Source organism: Paenibacillus sp. FSL R5-0744 (assembly GCF_037972555.1).
GTDB lineage: Bacteria > Bacillota > Bacilli > Paenibacillales > Paenibacillaceae > Paenibacillus_AQ.
This window is the reverse complement of sequence record NZ_CP150228.1, coordinates 6,203,512-6,226,234: the sequence shown is the minus strand read 5'-3', so window position 1 is coordinate 6,226,234 and position 22,723 is coordinate 6,203,512. Positions and strand designations below refer to the sequence as shown.

The 22,723-nt window shown below is 46.2% G+C and carries 13 protein-coding genes, 1 tRNA gene and 3 rRNA genes; 16 read left to right on the top strand and 1 reads right to left on the bottom strand.

The features are described 5' to 3' along the window. The first annotated feature begins 27 nt into the window (after window positions 1-27). The 5 genes from ligA (at window position 28) to MKY19_RS27695 (ending at window position 6,650) form a co-directional block, all read left to right on the top strand. Window positions 28-2,040 (top strand): NAD-dependent DNA ligase LigA, encoded by a 2,013-nt coding sequence (gene ligA, locus MKY19_RS27715; RefSeq protein ID WP_339798924.1) that lies wholly within the window; start codon window positions 28-30, stop codon window positions 2,038-2,040. Between the two features lie 202 nt (window positions 2,041-2,242). Then, entirely contained in the window at window positions 2,243-2,950 is a 708-nt protein-coding gene (locus tag MKY19_RS27710) for a response regulator transcription factor (protein ID WP_076297845.1), read from the top strand. 19 nt (window positions 2,951-2,969) lie between these two features. Further along, on the top strand, window positions 2,970-4,082 hold the full coding sequence (locus MKY19_RS27705) for a HAMP domain-containing sensor histidine kinase (RefSeq protein ID WP_339798921.1): 1,113 nt from the start codon (window positions 2,970-2,972) through the stop codon (window positions 4,080-4,082). Window positions 4,083-4,146: 64 nt separating this feature from the next. After that, a complete protein-coding gene (locus tag MKY19_RS27700; protein WP_339798918.1) occupies window positions 4,147-4,746 on the top strand; it encodes a hypothetical protein in 600 nt (199 codons plus the stop codon). Next, the gene (locus tag MKY19_RS27695) at window positions 4,743-6,650 is read left to right on the top strand and encodes a PBP1A family penicillin-binding protein (protein ID WP_339798915.1); all 1,908 of its coding nucleotides are present in this window, start codon (window positions 4,743-4,745) and stop codon (window positions 6,648-6,650) included. The genes MKY19_RS27700 and MKY19_RS27695 overlap by 4 nt, the downstream gene beginning before the upstream one ends. 12 nt (window positions 6,651-6,662) lie before the next feature. Here MKY19_RS27695 and MKY19_RS27690 read toward each other — a convergent pair whose 3' ends face one another. Continuing rightward, window positions 6,663-7,919 carry an MFS transporter gene (locus tag MKY19_RS27690; protein ID WP_149645253.1) on the bottom strand — a complete coding sequence of 419 codons (1,257 nt, stop codon included), beginning with the start codon at window positions 7,917-7,919 and terminating at the stop codon, window positions 6,663-6,665. Window positions 7,920-8,335: 416 nt separating this feature from the next. Between MKY19_RS27690 and MKY19_RS27685 the strand changes: the two genes are divergently transcribed. The 11 genes from MKY19_RS27685 to disA all read left to right on the top strand — a co-directional run bounded on the left by MKY19_RS27685 (window position 8,336) and on the right by disA (window position 22,668). Further along, a 16S ribosomal RNA gene (locus tag MKY19_RS27685) occupies window positions 8,336-9,893 on the top strand. Between the two features lie 101 nt (window positions 9,894-9,994). Continuing rightward, window positions 9,995-10,070 (top strand) — tRNA-Ala (locus tag MKY19_RS27680). A 181-nt stretch (window positions 10,071-10,251) separates the two neighbouring features. Continuing rightward, window positions 10,252-13,180: ribosomal RNA gene (locus tag MKY19_RS27675) — 23S ribosomal RNA — on the top strand. A gap of 128 nt (window positions 13,181-13,308) precedes the next feature. After that, window positions 13,309-13,425, top strand: a 5S ribosomal RNA gene (rrf, locus tag MKY19_RS27670). Together the 16S, 23S and 5S rRNA genes with 1 tRNA gene alongside form the textbook arrangement of a ribosomal RNA operon. Before the next feature lie 419 nt (window positions 13,426-13,844). Further along, on the top strand, window positions 13,845-15,017 hold the full coding sequence (locus tag MKY19_RS27665; RefSeq protein ID WP_339798912.1) for a GNAT family N-acetyltransferase: 1,173 nt from the start codon (window positions 13,845-13,847) through the stop codon (window positions 15,015-15,017). Between the two features lie 386 nt (window positions 15,018-15,403). Further along, entirely contained in the window at window positions 15,404-15,865 is a 462-nt protein-coding gene (locus tag MKY19_RS27660) for a CtsR family transcriptional regulator (protein WP_042131251.1), read from the top strand. A gap of 30 nt (window positions 15,866-15,895) precedes the next feature. Further along, window positions 15,896-16,420 (top strand): UvrB/UvrC motif-containing protein, encoded by a 525-nt coding sequence (locus MKY19_RS27655; protein WP_042192214.1) that lies wholly within the window; start codon window positions 15,896-15,898, stop codon window positions 16,418-16,420. 28 nt (window positions 16,421-16,448) lie between these two features. Further along, a complete protein-coding gene (locus MKY19_RS27650) occupies window positions 16,449-17,513 on the top strand; it encodes a protein arginine kinase (protein WP_042131249.1) in 1,065 nt (354 codons plus the stop codon). Between the two features lie 35 nt (window positions 17,514-17,548). Then, on the top strand, window positions 17,549-20,017 hold the full coding sequence (gene clpC, locus MKY19_RS27645) for an ATP-dependent protease ATP-binding subunit ClpC (RefSeq protein WP_042131248.1): 2,469 nt from the start codon (window positions 17,549-17,551) through the stop codon (window positions 20,015-20,017). A 192-nt stretch (window positions 20,018-20,209) separates the two neighbouring features. Beyond that, entirely contained in the window at window positions 20,210-21,577 is a 1,368-nt protein-coding gene (gene radA, locus MKY19_RS27640; RefSeq protein ID WP_042131247.1) for a DNA repair protein RadA, read from the top strand. 14 nt (window positions 21,578-21,591) lie between these two features. Beyond that, window positions 21,592-22,668 carry a DNA integrity scanning diadenylate cyclase DisA gene (gene disA / locus MKY19_RS27635; RefSeq protein WP_042131246.1) on the top strand — a complete coding sequence of 359 codons (1,077 nt, stop codon included), beginning with the start codon at window positions 21,592-21,594 and terminating at the stop codon, window positions 22,666-22,668. Window positions 22,669-22,723: the final 55 nt, after the last annotated feature.

Genomic DNA, 22,723 nt, shown 5'->3' with positions numbered 1-22,723 from the left:
AACTTATTGACGGAGGGATGTACCTGCATGGATGCTATGCATGTGATGGAAGAGCTTGTTGCGGAGTTAAATAATTATAATTACCACTATTACACGCTGGATGCTCCGCTAGTCAGCGATAAGGAATATGATGTTTTATACGACAAGCTTGTAGCACTGGAGGCTGAGAGTGGCTTCGTACTACCAGATTCACCTACACAACGTGTAGGTGGAGAGCTGCTTAAGGGCTTCACGCCGCATCGGCATCTGGCTCCGCTTTGGAGTCTCGATAAAGCACAGAATATTGAACAGCTGCGGAGCTGGAATACGCGGGTACTTCGCTTAGTGAATGAGTACAATCTTAAGAACCCAGGCAACCCTCTACCTGATCCTTGTTATGCAGTAGAACTGAAGTTTGATGGCTTGACGCTGAATCTAACCTATCGTAATGGTGTTCTCGAACAGGCATCGACGCGTGGTAATGGTGTCATTGGTGAAGGAATATTTGCTCAGGTGAAGACCATTAAGTCTGTTCCATTAACGATTCCTTTTAAAGAAGGGGTCATTGAAGTACAGGGCGAAGGGATTATGAATCTATCTGTGCTCGCTGATTATAATACCCGGGCTGCAGAGCCACTTAAGAATGCGCGTAATGCGGCGGCAGGAGCACTGCGCAATCTAAACCCGAAGACTACTGCAGAACGTCGTTTGAATGCATATTTCTATAATGTAGGTTTTGGCGAAGGTGTAGAGTTCGCCGATCATCAGGAGATGATGGATTTTCTACGGAATAATAAATTCAAAGTTAATCCTTATCTGACTTACTGTAATGATTTCGATGATGTGACTGAGCAGCTTGCTGGAATCGAGGAGAGTCGTTCAAGTCTTGATTACCTCATTGATGGAGCGGTGATCAAGGTAACGGATTTCCGTATTCGTGAAGTTCTTGGTTACACTGACAAGTTCCCTCGCTGGGCAGTGGCTTATAAATTTGAAGCTGAAGAAACAACGACCGTGCTTGAGTCTGTTAGCTGGAATGTAGGACGTACAGGTAAAGTGACTCCTTTAGCTCGTGTTGAAGCCGTAGAGCTTGCTGGAGTTACCGTGCAGAATTGCACATTAAATAATGTGGGCGATATTGAGCGCAAAAACTTGAAATTCGCCTTAGGCTCACGAGTGTTTATTCGGCGTTCTAATGATGTTATCCCGGAAATTCTCGGCAAGGTAACAGAAGAGAATGACGGAGGAGAAATTATTTTCCCTGAGGATTGCCCGGCTTGTGGATTTCCGCTAGAAATGCGTGGTGCGCATCTTTTCTGTAATAATAAGCTGAACTGTAGACCGCAAATTATTAGTCGGATCACTCATTTCGCTTCGCGTGATGCGATGGATATTGAGACGTTTAGTGAGAAGACAGCAGGTCAGCTCTACGACGAGCTTAATGTTCATGACTCTGCGGATCTGTATGAGTTGTCCTTTGAGCAGCTTGTACAGCTGAACCGTTTCGGGGAGAAAAAAGCACAGAATTTGCTGCAAGCGTTAGAGGATAGCAAAGGTCGCGATCTCGCCTCATTCCTCTTTGCGTTAGGAATCCCTAACACAGGTAAAGCAACAACTAAGATGCTGGCTGATCATTTCCGCGATCTGGATGCTGTGATGCAGGCTAAAGCGGAAGAACTTGCCGAGTTGCCAGACATTGGCGGGATTGTCGCCGAGAGTATTGTTAACTTCTTCGCAGATCCTATAGTTGTGGCGAATGTTGCTCGGTTGCGGGCGCTTGGGGTTGAAGCAAAAGCTCCTGAGGCCGCACGCCCTGTTAGCACGGATTCCTTCTTTAGCGGAAAAACGGTAGTGTTGACCGGTTCATTACAAAAGCTTACACGTGACGAAGCCGCCGAACGTCTGGAAGCACTCGGAGCGAAGGTGTCTGGAAGTGTATCTAAGAAGACGGATTTGGTTATTGCCGGTGAGAAGGCAGGTAGTAAACTGGCCAAAGCACAGCAGCTGGGCATTCAGGTCATCGAGGATGAGGCTGAGCTGATTCGACTGCTGGAGATGTAAGCATATTTTTACTAAATTCTAAAAGGGTACCAGTTCCATTTCGTTTAAGTACGAGTGGAGCGGGTACCCTTTTTTTGCGTAACCTACTTATTGTCGTTCGATTTTAAGTACATGTTTCTATTTTCGAGGAAAAACGTTCAATGGATCTGCTAATATAGAAGCTAAAGATAATTATTACTATATTTGAAAGGAACCCCCTCCTGTGAAGAGAGAAACGATATTGTTAGTAGATGATGAGAAGGAAATTGTAGAGCTGTTATCGATATACCTCTGTAATGAGGGCTATCGCCTGCTTAAAGCTTATGATGGGATGGAGGCACTGGCGTGTCTGCAGAAGGAAGAAGTAGATCTGATTATTCTTGATGTCATGATGCCTAAGATGGATGGATTAGCTGCATGTATGAAGATCCGTGAAGAGCGGAAGATGCCAATTATCATCCTTTCAGCCAAAAATACGGATATGGACAAAATCTCAGGACTTAGCATAGGAGCGGACGACTACGTGGGCAAGCCGTTTAATCCTTTGGAGATTGTGGCACGAGTTAAGTCACAGCTGCGTCGTTATCACGCTTTCAATAAAGATAGTAATAGCCTAGGGAATGACAGCAAACTGAGCTTTGAAGATTTAACTATAGATACGTCTAAGCATGAGGTACATATAGACCAGCAGAAGATTAAGCTGACCCCCCGGGAATTTTCTATTTTAGAACTTTTGGCAAGGCACCAAGGTCAAGTGCTCAGCTTAGAGCAGATATACGATAAGGTGTGGAACGAACCATTTTTAGATGGGGGTAATACTGTTATGGTACATATTCGTAACCTCCGCGATAAAATCGAAGTGGATTCGAAGCGCCCCCGTTATATACAAACCGTCTGGGGAGTTGGCTATAAATTAGATGGACCTTCCTGAAAGGATTAGGTGAGGCTTCTTGAATTCAAAATATATAACTACGATTCGTTGGAAGTTTATATACGCCTTTTTGCTTAGTGTGCTTTCCGGTGGATTACTGCTGTTTGCAGGTTACCAGCTCGTTAATTTCATGATCTATCTGAATCCAGCGTCAGAGTCGGCTCCCTATTCACGTATCTTACGCTGGATCATTAATCATATTGGTTCTATGCCACTGCTGACCGCAGCTGGTATTATCAGCTTTTTACTGTTCTTTTTTATCTATACTCATAAAGTAGTACTGTATCTGGAGGAGATCACCAAAGGAATTCGGGAAATCACAAGCTCCGGGATGTCGCACCGAATTGAAGTCAGAACCACGGACGAGCTGGGAGTGCTGGCTGAGAATATTAATGAAATGGCTGAACGTTTGCAGCACTCCATGGAAGAGGAACGTAAAGCAGTGAATGCAAAAAATGACTTGATCACAGGTGTCTCCCACGATTTACGAACCCCCCTTACCTCTGTCCTCGGTTTTCTGGAATATATCGAGCAAGATCGATGCCAGGAAGAAGTAGAAATACGATATTACGTGAGCATAGCCTACAACAAATCCCTTGTGCTGCGTAAACTGATCGACGATCTTTTTGAATATACACGCGTAAATAGTGGGGAATACCCTCTGGTTATGGAGCGATTAGATTTAAAAGCATTTATACGGCAGCTAGCGGAGGAGTCAGTTCCCGAACTAACAAAGGCTGAAATGACCTATGAGATCGATGACCAAGCTGGTGAGTTGTGGATAGAGGCATCCCCTAAAGAATTAGTTCGTGCTTATGAAAATTTGATTACGAACGCGATCCGTTACGGTAGAAGCGGCGGGAAAGTGGAGATTGGTTTCAGTAAAAGGGGAAATGAAGCGGTTGTCCGCATTAGCAATTTTGGAGAGATGATTGCAGAGAGCGATATTCCGTTTATTTTTGAACGATTCTATCGAGCAGAGAAGTCTCGTTCACAGCATACAGGCGGTTCAGGCCTAGGTCTTGCCATTTCCAAAAGTATCGTCGAACGCCACAATGGCGTTATTTATGTAGAAAGCTCCCCGCTTCGGACGGATTTTATCACCTATTTCCCATTCTTCATAGAATCTTAAGAAAACTCTTGGCGGGTTCTTAAGATTTGGAAGATATCCTTGTGAGCACAAGGAGGGAATGACTATGCACAAACTTCGGACGGTTCGCATCCATTATCTTTATATTTTTATAGGGAGTGCTCTTTTGAGTGCTGCCTTTCTTTTTGCTGTCCAGCGGGCTGTTGCTTTGCTGTATTCTCATTATTCGGGGAAGTCAGGCGTCTTTTTTGTTCGTCTTATCCATTGGACCATTAATCATATTGGAACAATCCCTAGCGTCATAATTCTATTTGTTCTATTCTTCAGTGGGTTATTTATTCTCCGTTCACAGAAAATTGCCGATGATTTGCACACGGTACTGATTGGAAGCTCAGAGTTAGCAGACAAGGGAGTAACAAAAGAAATCAAGGTCCTCTCTGGAGGAGAATTAGGCCAAATCGCCGCTAACCTGAATCGCATGCAAAGAATTGAAGTTCCGAATAGAGGCGTAGCAACAGAAAAGATGCAGGATACACCAGCTGTAGCTTTATTGATAAGAACTCGGGCAATTCTCCGTGCTCTCCGTGAGGTAGAGGAGGCTGACAACACGGATGATGGGATGGAAGCCCAAGCACTTCTTGAAGCAGCGAGTGTTGAAGCCCGTAGTATGGAGCGGTTCTTAGAGTACCTGATTATAGAATCATGAATACCGTTACCGAAAAAAAACAAAGTGTAGCCCATTCAGGCAAGGATGGCAGATGGATCGTGCGTACCCGGATACTCCGTCTAGGGTATTTATTATTTGATGGGAGTATCATTGGAATAATATTAGCGCTCGTGGGTTTGCTTTACGTATTTCAATACGGCGGGCAAGTGGTTAAACAGCAAGAGGATAAACTTCAGCTGCCGGAATCGAGCATCATTAAGACCTCGGACGGGACGACATTACGAATGATCCCTTTACCGGGCTCGGGGTATAGACATTCAGTGGAGCTGGAGGAAATGCCTGCATTATTGATAAATACGTTTTTAGCGGTGGAGGACCGACGCTTTTATAGCCACCAGGGATTAGATTATAAAGGAATTTCTCGCGCTTTTCTAAATAATATTGTGGATATGGATCTCTCTGAGGGCGGGAGTAGTATTACTCAGCAGCTAGCTCGCAATCTTTATTTGAACAGGAACAAGAATGTCATACGTAAGCTAAACGAAGCATCCATTGCTCTTGCATTGGAGAGGCAGTTATCAAAACGAGAGATTCTAGGGCTTTACCTCAATCAGATTTACATGGGGCGTGGACAATATGGAGTAAAGGCAGCTGCGGAGCGTTACTTCGGCGTATCCGATTTGAAAAAACTAGAAATATGGCAAATCGCCACCTTGGCAGGAATCCCTAAAGGACCATCTATTTATAATCCGGTAGACAATAGTACATTATCCAAAACAAGAAGGAATCTCGTTCTACAGATTATGTTAGATCAAGGACTGATTACTAAAGAACAAATGCTTGAGGCCAGAGATAAAAAGTATCAACCTCCCGCTGCGAACAAAGTAGAAGTCATTGGTGTGCATTATGTGGACGCTACGCTTAAGGAAGCGGCTCAGATCACTGGGAAGTCTGTGGAGGAGCTTCGAACGGGTGGCTACACTATCGTTACAGGGTTGAACATTAAAGCACAGCAGGCGCTAGAGCAGGCTTTTCTAAAGGGTTCTTCTTTCCCGCCTGACGGAAAAGATCAGCAGGTAGAAGCAGCTATGACCATAATGGATCATCGTACAGGTGAAGTGGTGGCACTAATTGGTGGGCGTGAACAAAATGAGGGGAGCTTGAACAGAGCTACAATTGATGCGCGGCAGCCAGGCTCCAGCTTCAAGCCGATCATTGATTATGGACCCGCGCTAGAGAGCGGGAAGTTTAGCCCGAATAGCATACTTTCTGATCGCAAATACGCTTATGGAAACTATGTACCTGAGAATTTGAACGGTGTGTATCAAGGTCAAATCACAATGAGTAGAGCGCTGCAAAAATCCGTGAATGCGCCAGCTGTTTGGCTTTTGAAGCAGGTTGGAATCTCTTCTGCACGGCAATTTGCAGCCAAATTAGGAATTGTACTGACAGAGGAGGATAACCATTTATCAATAGCTTTAGGAGGGCTTCATAATGGGGTATCGCCACTTAAAATGACACAAGCCTATGGTGTCTTTGCTAATGGAGGTAAATTCAATGAGGCTCATATGGTACGCACGATAATGGATTCAAAAGGGAAGGTTGTGTATTCACATCTCTCCGAATCACGGCAGGTAATATCGCAACGAACCACAGAGGCAATGACGATGATGCTACGTAATGTTGTCAATGAAGGAACGGGCAAAAAAGCGCAAATGAACAGGCCTGTAGCGGGGAAAACCGGAACAACCCAATTGGATCTGCCAGGCGTAAGCAAGAAAGCTAACCGGGATTTGTGGTTTGTTGGTTATACTTCGGAATGGACAGCTGCAGTGTGGATGGGGTTTGATCGTACAAATAAGGATAATTATATGACAGAGGGCAGCGGGAAGGCTGCCGCTCTATTTTCTACAGTCATGAGTAAGGCGTTAAGTGGTTACTGATGTTACTGATGTTTATTGAGCGGCCCATTCTTCTAGTTTCTCGTCTCTAGGAAGCAGGAGAGCAAGGAAACCCAAAAGAGGTAGGAATCCACAAGCTATAAATACTTTTGAAATTCCAATGCTGTCAATCAGATTGCCGAGTACCAAGGAGCCAATTCCTCCGAGCCCAAAAGCAAGACCAGTGATTAACCCTGAAACTGTTCCGATATTGCCTGGATAAAGCATCTGAGCATAGATTACAGTAACAGAGAAGCTGGACAAAAGGATGAAGCCGCCAATCAGTAAGAGTATAGCTGCCCACATTTGGTTCACGAAGGGTAGAGCCAGTGCGAAGGGCACTGTTCCGACCATAGAGAGAAGAATGAGATTACGCCGTCCGAAGCGGTCTGCCAGTGGGCCTCCAAAGAATGTACCGACAGCTCCAGCTGCCAGATACATAAAAATATAGATTTGGGCCTTATCAAGCGTCATTTGATATTTGTCCATTAAATAGAAAGCGTAGTAACTGCCGATAGAAGCGCCGTACCAAGATCTTACAAAAACTAGGAAAACGAGGATGATTGTTGCCGTTCGAATACTTTTGCGTCGGGCAGGATCGATTGCACGAGCTGTTGATTTTTTATGAAACGTATATCCCGCATCCAGCATCTCTCGATACCAGCGAGCGACATAGGTCTGGACGGCAATTCCGGCAGCCGCAACGATAGTGAAGCCAAGAGCGCCGATCTGCCCAAAGGGAATGAATATCCATTTCGTGAGCATTGGTCCTAAAGATTGTCCAGCATTGCCGCCGACTTGAAAAATAGATTGTGAAAGACCTTTCCGCTGACCGGCAGCCATATGAGCAACACGCATGCCTTCGGGATGAAAGGTAGCAGATCCGAAACCGATTAGCATGACGGAAAACAATACAAGGATATAGTTGTTGGCATAAGCCAATAAAAGTACGCCTAGAAATGTGCTGCACATACCCAGTGGTAACAATATAGGACGTGGCTTACGATCTGCTGCATACCCAATGACTGGTTGGATAACTGAGGACGTCATGTTTAAAGCAAAGGAGATCCACCCGATCTGAGCGAAGGAGAGCATTAAGTTATCTTTGAGAATAGGAAAGATTGCAGGGATGACTGCCTGAATAGAATCGTTAAATAAATGAACAAAGCTGACAGCCAGCAAAATCTTATAGATTGTTGCTTGTTGCAGATTACGCTGCTCCTTGTCCTTGGTGTTTGTTTGGGTCGCGGCACTAGATGGATTGTTTTTCATTTAGACTCCTCTCATACGTATTATTAGAAGTTAATATATGGGATTACGATAAATTCTATTTAGCCATAAATTAAGGATTATTGGAATCAATTTGTGTTGGTTTGTGCTAGTTTGAAAGTATTTATTCGTAGATTATTTTTATTTCAAAAAAAGCTTGCAAACATAAGAACAGCATGGTATATTATCTCTTGTGCTTATGACGCATCGAACAAATGAAACACAAACGATGAAAAAATAAGTTGACAAGAAATACGAAAACATGATATACTCAAATTCCTGTGCAAGAGACATTTAATGTCGAAATGCTGGGAGCAAGTTCTTTGAAAACTGAACAAATGGAACGCGTTAATTTTTAAAAAAAAGATTCATTTAATGAATCGTCAGTTTCAAAATGAGCATATCGCTCTTTTCAATACTAATTGGAGAGTTTGATCCTGGCTCAGGACGAACGCTGGCGGCGTGCCTAATACATGCAAGTCGAGCGGAGTTATTTTGAAAGCTTGCTTTCAAAATAACTCAGCGGCGGACGGGTGAGTAACACGTAGGCAACCTGCCCCTTAGACTGGGATAACTACCGGAAACGGTAGCTAATACCGGATAATTTCTTTTTTCTCCTGAAGAAAGAATGAAAGACGGAGCAATCTGTCACTGAGGGATGGGCCTGCGGCGCATTAGCTAGTTGGTGGGGTAACGGCCCACCAAGGCGACGATGCGTAGCCGACCTGAGAGGGTGAACGGCCACACTGGGACTGAGACACGGCCCAGACTCCTACGGGAGGCAGCAGTAGGGAATCTTCCGCAATGGACGAAAGTCTGACGGAGCAACGCCGCGTGAGTGATGAAGGTTTTCGGATCGTAAAGCTCTGTTGCCAGGGAAGAACGTCCGGTAGAGTAACTGCTATCGGAGTGACGGTACCTGAGAAGAAAGCCCCGGCTAACTACGTGCCAGCAGCCGCGGTAATACGTAGGGGGCAAGCGTTGTCCGGAATTATTGGGCGTAAAGCGCGCGCAGGCGGTCATTTAAGTCTGGTGTTTAAACCTTGGGCTCAACCTGAGGTCGCACTGGAAACTGGGTGACTTGAGTACAGAAGAGGAAAGTGGAATTCCACGTGTAGCGGTGAAATGCGTAGATATGTGGAGGAACACCAGTGGCGAAGGCGACTTTCTGGGCTGTAACTGACGCTGAGGCGCGAAAGCGTGGGGAGCAAACAGGATTAGATACCCTGGTAGTCCACGCCGTAAACGATGAGTGCTAGGTGTTAGGGGTTTCGATACCCTTGGTGCCGAAGTTAACACAGTAAGCACTCCGCCTGGGGAGTACGGTCGCAAGACTGAAACTCAAAGGAATTGACGGGGACCCGCACAAGCAGTGGAGTATGTGGTTTAATTCGAAGCAACGCGAAGAACCTTACCAGGTCTTGACATCCCTCTGAATCCACTAGAGATAGTGGCGGCCTTCGGGACAGAGGAGACAGGTGGTGCATGGTTGTCGTCAGCTCGTGTCGTGAGATGTTGGGTTAAGTCCCGCAACGAGCGCAACCCTTAACTTTAGTTGCCAGCAAGTAATGTTGGGCACTCTAGAGTGACTGCCGGTGACAAACCGGAGGAAGGTGGGGATGACGTCAAATCATCATGCCCCTTATGACCTGGGCTACACACGTACTACAATGGCCGGTACAACGGGAAGCGAAACCGCGAGGTGAAGCCAATCCCATCAAAGCCGGTCTCAGTTCGGATTGCAGGCTGCAACTCGCCTGCATGAAGTCGGAATTGCTAGTAATCGCGGATCAGCATGCCGCGGTGAATACGTTCCCGGGTCTTGTACACACCGCCCGTCACACCACGAGAGTTTACAACACCCGAAGTCGGTGGGGTAACCCGCAAGGGAGCCAGCCGCCGAAGGTGGGGTAGATGATTGGGGTGAAGTCGTAACAAGGTAGCCGTATCGGAAGGTGCGGCTGGATCACCTCCTTTCTATGGAGAATCGTCTTCTGCAATGAAGACATTCAAATCGGAAGTTAAACTTCCAAAATCATTTAACGCGTATCCATTTGTTCGGTTTTGATGGAATTTGCGGGGCCATAGCTCAGCTGGGAGAGCGCCTGCCTTGCAAGCAGGAGGTCAGCGGTTCGATCCCGCTTGGCTCCACCAACAAACTTCATCTATTTGTTATGTCTAGAATATTTTTAAACTTGATCCTTGAAAACTGGATACCGAAACGAATTTGCGTTTTAGAACATCTTTTAGCTAAAACTTGTGTAAACAAGTACGTTAGTTATTAGCTGGAAGCGAAGATTTTCAATTGTGCGAACAAGCGAAACATCGGAGCGAAGGTTAAGCTAATAAGAGCACACGGAGGATGCCTAGGCGCCAGGAGCCGACGAAGGACGTGGCGAACAACGAAACTGCCTCGGGGAGCTGTAAGCAAGCTTTGATCCGGGGGTGTCCGAATGGGGAAACCCAGCTGTGGTAATTCGCAGTTACTCATCTCTGAACACATAGGAGATGTAGAGGCAGACCAGGGGAACTGAAACATCTAAGTACCCTGAGGAAGAGAAAACAATAGTGATTCCGTCAGTAGCGGCGAGCGAACGCGGAACAGCCTAAACCTAAGAGCTTGCTCTTAGGGGTTGTGGGACGTCTCACATGGAGTTACAAAGGAATATGGTAGGCGAAGAGGTCTGGAAAGGCCCGCGATAGAGGTAAAAGCCCTGTAGCCTAAACTGTGTTCTCTCCGAGACGGATCCCGAGTAGTGCGGGGCACGTGAAACCCCGTATGAATCCAGCAGGACCATCTGCTAAGGCTAAATACTACCTGGCGACCGATAGTGAAACAGTACCGTGAGGGAAAGGTGAAAAGCACCCCGGAAGGGGAGTGAAATAGAACCTGAAACCGTGTGCTTACAAAAAGTCAGAGCCCGATCTATGGGTGATGGCGTGCCTTTTGTAGAATGAACCGGCGAGTTACGTTTAACATGCAAGGTTAAGTCGAGAAGACGGAGCCGCAGCGAAAGCGAGTCTGAATAGGGCGATTTAGTATGTGGACGTAGACCCGAAACCGTGTGATCTACCCCTGTCCAGGGTGAAGGTGCGGTAACACGCACTGGAGGCCCGAACCCACGCATGTTGAAAAATGCGGGGATGAGGTGGGGGTAGCGGAGAAATTCCAATCGAACTCGGAGATAGCTGGTTCTCCCCGAAATAGCTTTAGGGCTAGCCTCGGTATAAGAGTAGTGGAGGTAGAGCACTGATTGGGTGCGGGGTCCGCAAGGATTACCAAGCTCAGTCAAACTCCGAATGCCATATACTTATTGCCGGGAGTCAGACAGTGAGTGCTAAGATCCATTGTCAAAAGGGAAACAGCCCAGACCATCAGCTAAGGTCCCCAAGTGTGTGTTAAGTGGGAAAGGATGTGGAGTTGCACAGACAACCAGGATGTTGGCTTAGAAGCAGCCACCATTGAAAGAGTGCGTAATAGCTCACTGGTCGAGTGACTCTGCGCCGAAAATGTAACGGGGCTAAACACACCACCGAAGCTATGGCTAGATACGTATGTATCTGGGGTAGGGGAGCGTTGTATGTGGGTTGAAGGTGTACCGTAAGGAGCGCTGGACAGCATACAAGTGAGAATGCCGGTATGAGTAACGAAAAGATCAGTGAGAATCTGATCCGCCGAAAGCCCAAGGTTTCCTGAGGAAGGCTCGTCCGCTCAGGGTAAGTCGGGACCTAAGGCGAGGCCGAAAGGCGTAGTCGAAGGACAACAGTTTGAAATTACTGTACCACCGTAATCCGCTATGAGCGATGGGGTGACGCAGGAGGGTAGTGACGCGGACTGATGGATATGTCCGTCTAAGCAGTGAGGCTGATGTGTAGGCAAATCCGCACATCATTAAGGCTGGGCTGTGATGGGGAGCGAAAATTACAGTAGCGAAGGTCATGATCTCACACTGCCAAGAAAAGCCTCTAGCCAGGAGAAGGTGCCCGTACCGCAAACCGACACAGGTAGGCGAGAAGAGAATTCTAAGGCGCGCGGAAGAACTCTCGTTAAGGAACTCGGCAAAATGACCCCGTAACTTCGGGAGAAGGGGTGCCCCGGTAGTGTGAATAGCACGAGGGGGCCGCAGTGAAAAGGCCCAAGCGACTGTTTAGCAAAAACACAGGTCTGTGCGAAGCCGCAAGGCGAAGTATACGGGCTGACGCCTGCCCGGTGCTGGAAGGTTAAGGGGAGTGGTTAGGGGTAACCCGAAGCTATGAACCGAAGCCCCAGTAAACGGCGGCCGTAACTATAACGGTCCTAAGGTAGCGAAATTCCTTGTCAGGTAAATTCTGACCCGCACGAATGGCGTAACGACTTGGGCGCTGTCTCAACGAGAGATCCGGTGAAATTTTAATACCTGTGAAGATGCAGGTTACCCGCGACAAGACGGAAAGACCCCATGGAGCTTTACTGCAGCTTGATATTGAATTTGGGTACGATCTGTACAGGATAGGTGGGAGCCGTAGAAATCGGAGCGCAAGCTTCGGTGGAGGCGCCGTTGGGATACCACCCTGATCGTATCTAGGTTCTAACCTAGTACCCTTACCGGGTACGGGGACCGTGTCAGGCGGGCAGTTTGACTGGGGCGGTCGCCTCCTAAAGAGTAACGGAGGCGTTCCAAGGTTCCCTCAGAATGGTTGGAAATCATTCGAAGAGTGCAAAGGCATAAGGGAGCTTGACTGCGAGACCTACAAGTCGAGCAGGGACGAAAGTCGGACTTAGTGATCCGGTGGTACCGCATGGAAGGGCCATCGCTCAACGGATAAAAGCTACCCTGGGGATAACAGGCTTATCTCCCCCAAGAGTCCACATCGACGGGGAGGTTTGGCACCTCGATGTCGGCTCATCGCATCCTGGGGCTGAAGTAGGTCCCAAGGGTTGGGCTGTTCGCCCATTAAAGCGGTACGCGAGCTGGGTTCAGAACGTCGTGAGACAGTTCGGTCCCTATCTGTCGTGGGCGCAGGAAATTTGAGAGGAGCTGTCCTTAGTACGAGAGGACCGGGATGGACGTACCGCTGGTGCACCAGTTGTTTCGCCAGAAGCATGGCTGGGTAGCTACGTACGGACGGGATAAGCGCTGAAAGCATCTAAGCGTGAAGCCCCCCTCAAGATGAGATTTCCCAATTAGTAAGACCCCTTGAAGACGACGAGGTAGATAGGTTGGAGGTGGAAGTGCAGTAATGCATGGAGCTGACCAATACTAATCGGTCGAGGGCTTATCCTATACTTAAAATGCAAATTCAATTCGGATTCAGTTTTCAGGCATCAAGCCTGTAACACGCTTAGAAATTCATTCTCACTTCTGGTGATGAACGAAATTTCACGCGGCAGCGTCTGTTTCACAGACGCATGTTTGGTGGCGATAGCGGAGGGGTTCCACGCGTACCCATCCCGAACACGACCGTTAAGCCCTCCAGCGCCGATGGTACTTGGACCGAAGGGTCCTGGGAGAGTAGGACGTTGCCAAGCACAATTAGACCACTGTTGAGTAATCGACAGTGGCTTTTTTGCGTCTATTATAGGCTGTGGAAAACTTGTGGATAAACATTTGGATTTGCAGAAAAGTTACGCACATGTGGATAGATGATTGAAAGAGAAATAATCTCTAAATAGTGTGGATTAAATGCATAATTATATGGATCTGTCAACAGAAAACCTAAGTAATACACGGGTTGCTGTGGATATAACCGGGATTATGTGGATAGAGCTATTGATAAGTGGATAACTATTTTAACTTGGATGTGACAAGATTTCAAGACTATTTTTAAAACTGCATAGAGCTGTGGATAACTAAAATAAAGTTATAAATAATGTAATAGATTAGCGCACAATTGACGCTCTTGTTATACTTATCCTAAAAGTAATTTTATAAAGGATGAGGTGAGTTTGTGGTAATAAGACAGTTACGTTCAGAAGAATTCGATGCAAGCATGAACTTGTCAGAATATGCTTTTCAGTACAAGCTTCCTAGTGAAAAAAGGGCAAGTGCTAAGGAAAGATTCAAGGCTGAACAGGTATGGGGTGCTTTTGAGGACGGAACATTGGAAGCTAAATTGACGATTATACCTTTCCAAGTCTACATACAGGGCAGAGTGGTACCTATGGGTGGTATAGCAGGAGTGGCTACATGGCCCGAGAACCGCAGACAAGGACATGTGGCAAATCTTTTGTCTCATGCGCTGCATACGATGAATGAGGCAGGTCAAACGCTCTCTTTTCTACACCCGTTCTTGATTCCGTTTTATCGTAAATTTGGCTGGGAGGTTTATTGTGAATATAAGAAATACTCTATTCCAGTAGCGAAGTTTCCCAAAAAGGTTGAAGTTGAGGGCAAGGTTAAACGGGACATCAAAGATATCGAAGTATTGGATAGCCTATACAATCGATTCGCTGTCAGTTATAACGGGACACTCAAGCGCGATTTGGACTGGTGGGAGAACTCTGTTTTAGATGATGAAGGAAAGAGTGCAGTATTTTACTCCAAGAGTGGTGAACCAGAGGGATATGTGCTGTATAAGGTAGAGAACAGAGAACTGGTCATTGATGAATTTGTTTTTTTGAATGAACAAGCTCGGCAGGGGCTGTGGACATTTCTTGCGAACCATGATTCGATGGTGACCGGTGCATCCTTAAAGCTGGTGCCTTCGGATGACATGTTACCTTTCTTGCTGCCAGATCCACGTATAGGACAAGAGAATTATCCTTATTTTATGGGGCGGATTGTTAATGCCAAGTCATTCATTGAAACTTACGCCTTCAGAGGAAATAGTAGTCAAAAGAAGCATCTAATATATATCGAAGATAAGTTTGCACCTTGGAATCATGGGTTATGGGCATGGAATATCTCTAATGAGGGCTCGGCTACTTTGATAAGAGTAGAAGGGGAACGGGCGGAAGCAGACCTGAGCTGTGATATAGGTACTTTGACGGCCTTGATGCTTGGATACAAACGACCAACAGAGATGACTCGTTATGGAAGTGTCTCTGGCCACGCAGCAGCACTGGAATGGTTTGAAGAAATTATTCCACAAGCACAGACAGCTTTATTTGATCATTTTTAAAATATAAGAAAGTATAAGTTTCACGCTATACATTATCCTTATATTTCTCGCATAAACGCTTATCGCCCTAATAAGGATACCGAAGGCGTTTATACTTGACAAAAATTAGGCTCTCCCCTTCGAAAGAAGTTGGGAGAGTTCTTTATTTCCGAATACATTCGCTGAAAAAAGTGAAAAATAAGAGAATCCACTTGGAATTAGCACAGAATATGTTATAATATTAAAAAGTCAAAGAAAGTCAAAGTCAACGAAGCATAATGACATCTATCCGATCTTCTGAACACGTGGGATTATCCACAAATGTTTAAGTTCAATTAAAGACCATTGTCATTATGAATGCAAGTTGCAATCGGTATTATAAAGATTTAAGCACTGGAGGATGAGTGATGCGCAATATCTCTGATATTATCGAACAATATCTGAAGAATATTTTGCATGAAAGTCCCGAAGGTACGGTGGAAATCCAGCGAAATGACCTGGCGGACCAGTTCTCATGCGTACCGTCACAGATCAACTATGTCATCAGTACACGCTTTACTCTGGAAAAAGGTTATGTGGTGGAAAGTAAGCGTGGTGGCGGGGGATATATTCGTATTCAACGTTTTGAATTACCACCTAACGTGGCACTGCATGCCCATTTAAACCATACTATAGGTGGCGGGATTGATCAGAACGCTGCTGAAGGGCTGATTTATCAGCTGGAGGAAGCTGGTTTTCTAAGTAAGCGTGAAGCGTGCCTTATGCGCGCTGCTGTTTCTCGGGAATGCCTAACGGTTAAGATTCCATACCGGGATGAGATTCGTGCCAAGATTATGAAGGCGATGTTAATCTCTTTGTTAGGCAAATAATTGTCAACCATAAGGGAGGGGCTTACGCTTATGCAATGCCAGGAATGTGGCGTCAAGCCGGCAACACTCCACTTCACTAAGATCGTGAATGGAGAGAAGACGGAGTTTCATATCTGCGAGAGCTGTGCACGGGAGAAGGGTGAACTCATTCCCGGAACGGCTGGAGGATTCTCTATCCACAGTCTGCTCTCAGGTCTGCTTGATCTTGAAGGTGCCGGCAAGGAGAAGTCGGCTGCAACGAAGACTACGCAGAGTCTGCAATGTGAGAATTGTGGGATGACGTACTCCCAGTTTAGCAAATTAGGCCGTTTTGGCTGTAGCTCCTGTTATGAATATTTTAACAGTGCACTGGACCCGCTTTTTAAGCGAGTGCATGGCAGTACTTCACATGTAGGTAAGATTCCGAAACGTGCAGGAGCTCAGATTGTGTTTAGACGCCAAATTGATGAACTCAAGCAGGAATTACAGCAAAGTATTACACAAGAAGAATTCGAGAAAGCAGCGGAGCTGCGAGATCAGATTCGTAAACTTGAAAAAGAAATAGCACAAGAGTAAAGTCTTTGATATATAGGGGGGATATGACATGTCAAGTCTCCGATTTACTGAACAAGCGCTTAGTGATTGGATGCGTTCTGGAGGTAGTCATTCTGAGATTGTAATTAGCAGTCGTATGCGTATTGCCCGTAATCTAGAGCATCTTCCGTTCCCAATGCTGGCTTCCTTAGAGCAATCGGAAGAAGTATTAGAGCTACTGGCTCCTGTGTTTCATGAGGAAGCAGCTGCAGATTTCGGATCTTTTCAACTCCTAAAGCTTGATGAAGTGAATGAACTGGACAAAAAGGTACTGGTTGAGAAGCATCTAATCAGTCCTAACTTGGCTAATGATTCGCGCAGTGCGGCTGTCTTATTAAATGAAGATGAGTCGGTCAGCATCATGATTAACGAAGAGGACCATCTGCGAATCCAGTGTCTGTTTCCTGGTCTTCAGGTTAGAGAAGCATGGGAACGTGCGACGGCGATCGATGACATATTCGAGGCAGCTGTTAATTACGCTTTTGATGATAAAAGAGGATATTTGACTAGTTGTCCCACCAATGTTGGTACTGGGCTTCGTGCCTCGGTAATGCTGCATCTACCAGCGCTTGTAATGACTCATCAGATTAATCGCATCTTGTCTGCAGTGAACCAAGTGGGATTGACTGTAAGAGGAATTTACGGTGAGGGTAGCGAAGCAGTAGGGAACATCTTTCAAATTTCTAATCAAATCACCCTCGGTCAAACGGAAAGTGAAATTATAGAGAACCTTCACAGTGTAGTTACCCAGATTATTGAGCATGAGCGAAATGCACGTGAACGGTTGCTTGTTGATTCCGCCCTGAGAATAACAGACCGAGTGAAGCGTTCTTACGGAATTTTATGTTATGCAGCTCTTATGGAGCTTAAAGAATCTGCTCAACGCCTATCTGATGTGAGACTTGGGGTTGACCTTGGCATTCTGGAAGGTCTTTCGATTTCAGTGCTTAATGAACTTAACGTTAAGACACAGCCAGGATTTCTGCAAAAGATGTTCGGCGATGAGCTGAACGCTACTGAACGAGATATGTATCGGGCAAAACTGCTCCGAGAAACACTGGGAACACAACATTAATATAGATATTTATTATTCATGGAGGTGCAGGAGATATGATGTTTGGAAGATTTACGGAACGCGCACAAAAAGTGCTAGCGCTGGCGCAGGAAGAAGCTGTTCGTTTAGGACACAACAATATTGGTACAGAACATATTTTGCTCGGACTTATTCGTGAAGGAGACGGCATTGCTGCTAAGGCATTAATAGCTTTAGGGCTAGGTCTTGAAAAAATCCAGGACGAAGTGGAGACACTGATTGGCAGAGGTCAAGAACAGCCTACGAACATTGCTTATACTCCTCGCGCTAAAAAAGTGATTGAGCTGTCGATGGACGAAGCCCGCAAATTGGGTCATACGTATGTTGGCACTGAGCATATTTTGCTTGGACTTATCCGTGAAGGGGAAGGTGTCGCGGCTCGTGTGCTTAATAACCTCGGCATCAGCTTGAACAAAGCTCGTCAACAAGTTCTTCAGCTCCTGGGAAGCAGCGAGGCTGCCTCTAGTCATAGCGGGACTCCGGCTAACGTCAGCACACCGACCCTGGATGGTCTTGCGCGCGATTTGACCGCTTATGCTAAGGAAGGTAATCTAGACCCAGTTATCGGCCGTAGTAAGGAAATTGAACGTGTTATTCAGGTACTGAGTCGCCGGACTAAGAATAACCCGGTACTGATCGGTGAACCTGGTGTTGGTAAAACAGCTATCGCTGAAGGACTTGCACAAAAGATTATCAATAATGAAATCCCAGAAACACTTCGCGACAAACGCGTCATGACGCTCGACATGGGCTCAGTAGTGGCTGGAACAAAATATCGCGGTGAGTTTGAAGACCGCCTCAAGAAAATTATGGATGAGATTCGCCAAGCAGGTAATATCGTGCTCTTTATCGATGAGCTTCATACACTGATCGGTGCTGGTGGCGCGGAAGGTGCGATTGACGCATCTAACATTCTGAAGCCGGCTTTAGCCCGTGGAGAACTTCAGTGCATTGGTGCGACTACGCTTGACGAATATCGTAAATATATTGAAAAAGATGCTGCGTTGGAGCGTCGTTTCCAACCGATTACGGTGGATCAGCCATCTCCAGAAGAAGCGGTCCAAATTCTGTTCGGACTTCGCGATCGTTATGAAGCGCATCACCGTGTGAAGATTACGGATGAAGCTATAGTGGAAGCAGTGAAGTTGTCCGATCGTTACATCCCGGATCGTTTCCTGCCAGATAAAGCGATTGACCTTATCGATGAAGCAGGATCTAAAGTAAGGCTTCACTCTTACACCATCCCGCCAAATCTGAAGGAACTTGAAATGCGCTTGGATGATATCCGTAAGGAGAAGGATTCCGCAGTGCAGAGTCAAGAGTTTGAAAAAGCGGCGGCCTTGCGTGATACAGAGCAAAAAATCCGTGAAGAGCTTGATACGACTAAGAATCAATGGAAAGAAAAACAGGGTCGCACGGATTCAGAGGTTACACCTGAAGACATCGCACAGGTTGTAGCTAGCTGGACGGGTATACCTGTAAGCAAGCTGAAGGAAGAGGAGACCGACCGTCTACTTAACATGGAGGCTTTACTGCATGAGCGAGTGATCGGTCAGGACGAAGCTGTTAAGGCAGTTAGCCGGGCACTACGCCGTGCGCGTGCGGGTCTTAAAGATCCGAAACGTCCAATGGGTTCCTTTATCTTCCTCGGTCCTACTGGTGTAGGTAAAACTGAGTTGGCTCGTGCATTGGCTGAAGCCATGTTCGGCGATGAGAATGCGGTCATTCGTATTGATATGTCGGAATACATGGAGAAGCACTCCACGTCCCGCTTAGTCGGAGCCCCTCCTGGATATGTTGGCTATGAAGAAGGTGGCCAATTAACCGAGAAGGTACGCCGTAAACCTTATTCTGTAGTGCTGCTTGATGAAATTGAAAAAGCGCACCCAGAAGTATTCAACATTCTGCTGCAAGTTCTTGAAGATGGTCGTTTAACTGACTCTAAAGGACGGGTAGTCGATTTCCGTAATACATTAATTATTCTGACTTCTAACGTAGGCGCACAAGCGATCAAGAAGAATTCGACACTTGGATTCACAGCTGTGCAAGATGCTGGAGCAGAATACGGTAATATGAAGGGCAAGGTTATGGAAGAGCTTAAGAAGAGCTTCCGTCCTGAGTTCTTGAACCGGATTGACGAAATCATCGTCTTCCATTCCCTCGATGAGAAGCATATTGCTGAAATCGTTACATTGATGTCTGATGAGCTGCGCAAGCGGCTGCGTGAATATGATGTTGATTTCGTACTCACGGATGCGGCGAAGGCTTTCCTGGCTAAGGAAGGTTACGACCCAGCCTTTGGTGCACGTCCATTACGTCGTGCGATTCAGAAGCATATTGAAGACCGTCTCTCCGAGGAATTGTTGAGAGGAAATATCCAAAAGGGTGATTCGCTCAACATTGATGAAGTTGGCGGAGAACTTGTAGTGAATAAAGTGGATGCTCCTGTAGCGCCATTGCTTGAAAAAGAAGTAGAATCCGAATAAAAAAACGGAATAAAAAAAGCTTCCGCTCCTCAGTTTATAGAGGGGCGGAAGCTTTTTTAATATAAATTTATCACTTAAAAATATACATTTAGTACAAATTCCGAATGACCTTTCGTTAAAGGGGCAGAAATGGTAAACTTTCATTAGAAGAAAATATCCGCAATTTAAAAGTTCGGACCGTAAGGAGAACAAATGGCTAAACCAAAAACTAAATTTTTTTGCACCGATTGTGGATACGAATCGCCAAAATGGTTCGGAAAATGTCCCGGGTGCCAAGCTTGGAACTCCATGGTGGAGGAAACGGAAAGCGTAGTCAAAACACAGGGAATGAATGCCCCTATTTTTCATAGTAAAGAAAAGGCACAATCGATCATAAGTATAGAAAGTGACAAGGAACCGCGCATACTGACAGGTATAGGTGAGCTTAACCGTGTTCTCGGTGGGGGGATCGTACCAGGATCGCTGGTACTAGTAGGGGGAGACCCAGGAATCGGTAAATCTACGCTCTTATTACAGACGTCGCATGCTCTGACAACTCAGGGATTGCGAGTGCTGTACATTTCGGGCGAAGAATCGGTAAGGCAAACTAAACTACGTGCGGATCGCCTCGGTGCGTTGTCAGCTGAGCTATATGTACTATGTGAGACGAATATGGAAAGCATAGAAGAAGCGATTGAACAAATTCAGCCGCAATTTCTTGTTATCGATTCGATTCAGACTGTATTTATGCCAGAAGTAACCAGTGCGCCAGGCAGTGTGACCCAGGTTCGGGAATGTACGACAAGATTTATGCGTATCGCTAAGATTCGGGGAATTGCTACAGTTCTCGTTGGGCATGTCACCAAGGAAGGCGCTATTGCAGGCCCACGGATGCTTGAACATATGGTGGATTGTGTGCTGTATTTTGAGGGAGAGCGGCATCATACGTATAGACTCCTGCGGGCTGTAAAGAACCGCTTCGGTTCAACGAATGAAATCGGCATTTTCGAAATGGGTGAAGTGGGTCTAACAGAAGTAGAAAATCCATCGGAGCTCTTCTTATCGGAGCGTCCACTCGGCGTAGCCGGATCTACAGTCGTGGCTAGTATGGAAGGGACTAGACCGGTGCTTGTTGAGCTTCAGGCTCTTATCGCTGCCACTCATTTCCCCTCCCCACGCCGGGTGTGCACAGGTATGGATCACCAGCGGATGGCACTCATTATCGCTGTACTTGAGAAGCGGATGGGCATGTTCCTGCAAAATCAGGATGCATACCTTAATGTTGCTGGAGGCGTGAAGCTGGATGAACCGGCGATTGATTTAGCAGTAGCTGTTAGTATCGCTTCCAGCTTTCGTGATATTTCAACAAAACCTTACGATGTTTTCTTCGGTGAAGTAGGACTTACAGGTGAAGTAAGAGGTGTTTCACGCGCGGAAATGCGTGTGAAGGAGGCCGCGAAGCTAGGCTTCCGGCGGGTGATCATGCCAGAGAAAAGTTTGAAGGGCTGGAAGCACCCGCAAGATATCCAGATTATTGGCGTCAGTACCGTAGCAGATGCACTATCGGTCGCGTTAGATTAGGGGGCACAGGGATTATGAAAGAATATAACCAATTAGAGAATATGAATGATCTGCTCAGACTGGCGGCACCGGGGACACCCTTTCGGGAAGGTCTTGAGAATGTGCTGCGAGCTAAGACGGGAGCACTAATCGTCGTTGGGTATAGTCCTGAGGTGATGGAGGTAGTGGATGGAGGATTCTCCATTAACTGCGATTTTTCACCCAATTATTTATATGAGCTCGCCAAAATGGACGGTGCCATTATTCTTAGTGAGGATTTGAAACGAATTTTGTATGCAAATACACAGCTAATTCCGGATTCGTCCATCTCTTCTATCGAGACAGGCATTCGTCACCGGACCGCCGAGCGCGTAGCGAAGCAAACAGGTAAACTGGTTGTTTCTATTTCACAGCGCCGCAATATCATTACCCTGTATCAAGGTTCCATTCGGTATGCTTTAAAAGAAATCGGAGCTATTTTGGCTAAAGCTAATCAAGCGATTCAGACCCTCGAAAAGTACAAAGCGGTTCTTACACAAGGACTGACGAATTTGTCTGCTTCGGAGTATGAGGGAATCGTCACCGTAGCTGAAGTGGTCGGAGTGATTCAGCGGGTAGAGATGGTTCTACGCATAAAAATGGAGATCAAACGATATATAAATGAACTAGGCAATGAAGGACGCTTAATCAGCATGCAGATGGAAGAACTGGTTGGAAATACAGAGGAAGAAGCATGGCTCCTATACAGAGACTATGCTAAGGAAGAGCAAGAAGATAAAATCCGTGAAATTATTGCCGGTCTCAAACGTATTAGTGATGATGACCTAATGGATGACAACCATATTGCTCGATTGCTGGGCTACTCTTCTACGGCAATTTCTTCCGAAGAGGTGGTTACTCCGCGTGGATATCGTCTGCTCAACAAGATTCCGCGGCTTCCAAATGTGATCATTCATAATCTGGTGGAGCGGTTTGAAATGCTGCCTAATTTGATGTCTGCAAGCATAGCTGAACTGGATGAAGTGGACGGAATTGGGGAGGTGCGGGCTCGTAATATTCAGGATGGGCTCAAACGTTTACAGAAGCAAGTTCTTATTGACAGGCAAATGTAAATAACATACAATCACGTAATATTGGAGCTGTTTAAGGCCAATGTGAGAAAATTGA

Excerpts from the sequence above, each read along its gene's own strand:
- MKY19_RS27695 (WP_339798915.1), top strand. The coding sequence starts at position 4,743 with ATGAATACCGTTACCGAAAAAAAACAAAGTGTAGCCCATTCAGGCAAG.
- radA (WP_042131247.1), top strand. The coding sequence starts at position 20,210 with ATGGCTAAACCAAAAACTAAATTTTTTTGCACCGATTGTGGATACGAA.
- disA (WP_042131246.1), top strand. The coding sequence starts at position 21,592 with ATGAAAGAATATAACCAATTAGAGAATATGAATGATCTGCTCAGACTG.
- MKY19_RS27700 (WP_339798918.1), top strand. The coding sequence starts at position 4,147 with ATGCACAAACTTCGGACGGTTCGCATCCATTATCTTTATATTTTTATA.
- MKY19_RS27690 (WP_149645253.1), bottom strand. The coding sequence starts at position 7,919 with ATGAAAAACAATCCATCTAGTGCCGCGACCCAAACAAACACCAAGGAC.
- MKY19_RS27660 (WP_042131251.1), top strand. The coding sequence starts at position 15,404 with ATGCGCAATATCTCTGATATTATCGAACAATATCTGAAGAATATTTTG.
- clpC (WP_042131248.1), top strand. The coding sequence starts at position 17,549 with ATGATGTTTGGAAGATTTACGGAACGCGCACAAAAAGTGCTAGCGCTG.
- ligA (WP_339798924.1), top strand. The coding sequence starts at position 28 with ATGGATGCTATGCATGTGATGGAAGAGCTTGTTGCGGAGTTAAATAAT.
- MKY19_RS27650 (WP_042131249.1), top strand. The coding sequence starts at position 16,449 with ATGTCAAGTCTCCGATTTACTGAACAAGCGCTTAGTGATTGGATGCGT.
- MKY19_RS27655 (WP_042192214.1), top strand. The coding sequence starts at position 15,896 with ATGCAATGCCAGGAATGTGGCGTCAAGCCGGCAACACTCCACTTCACT.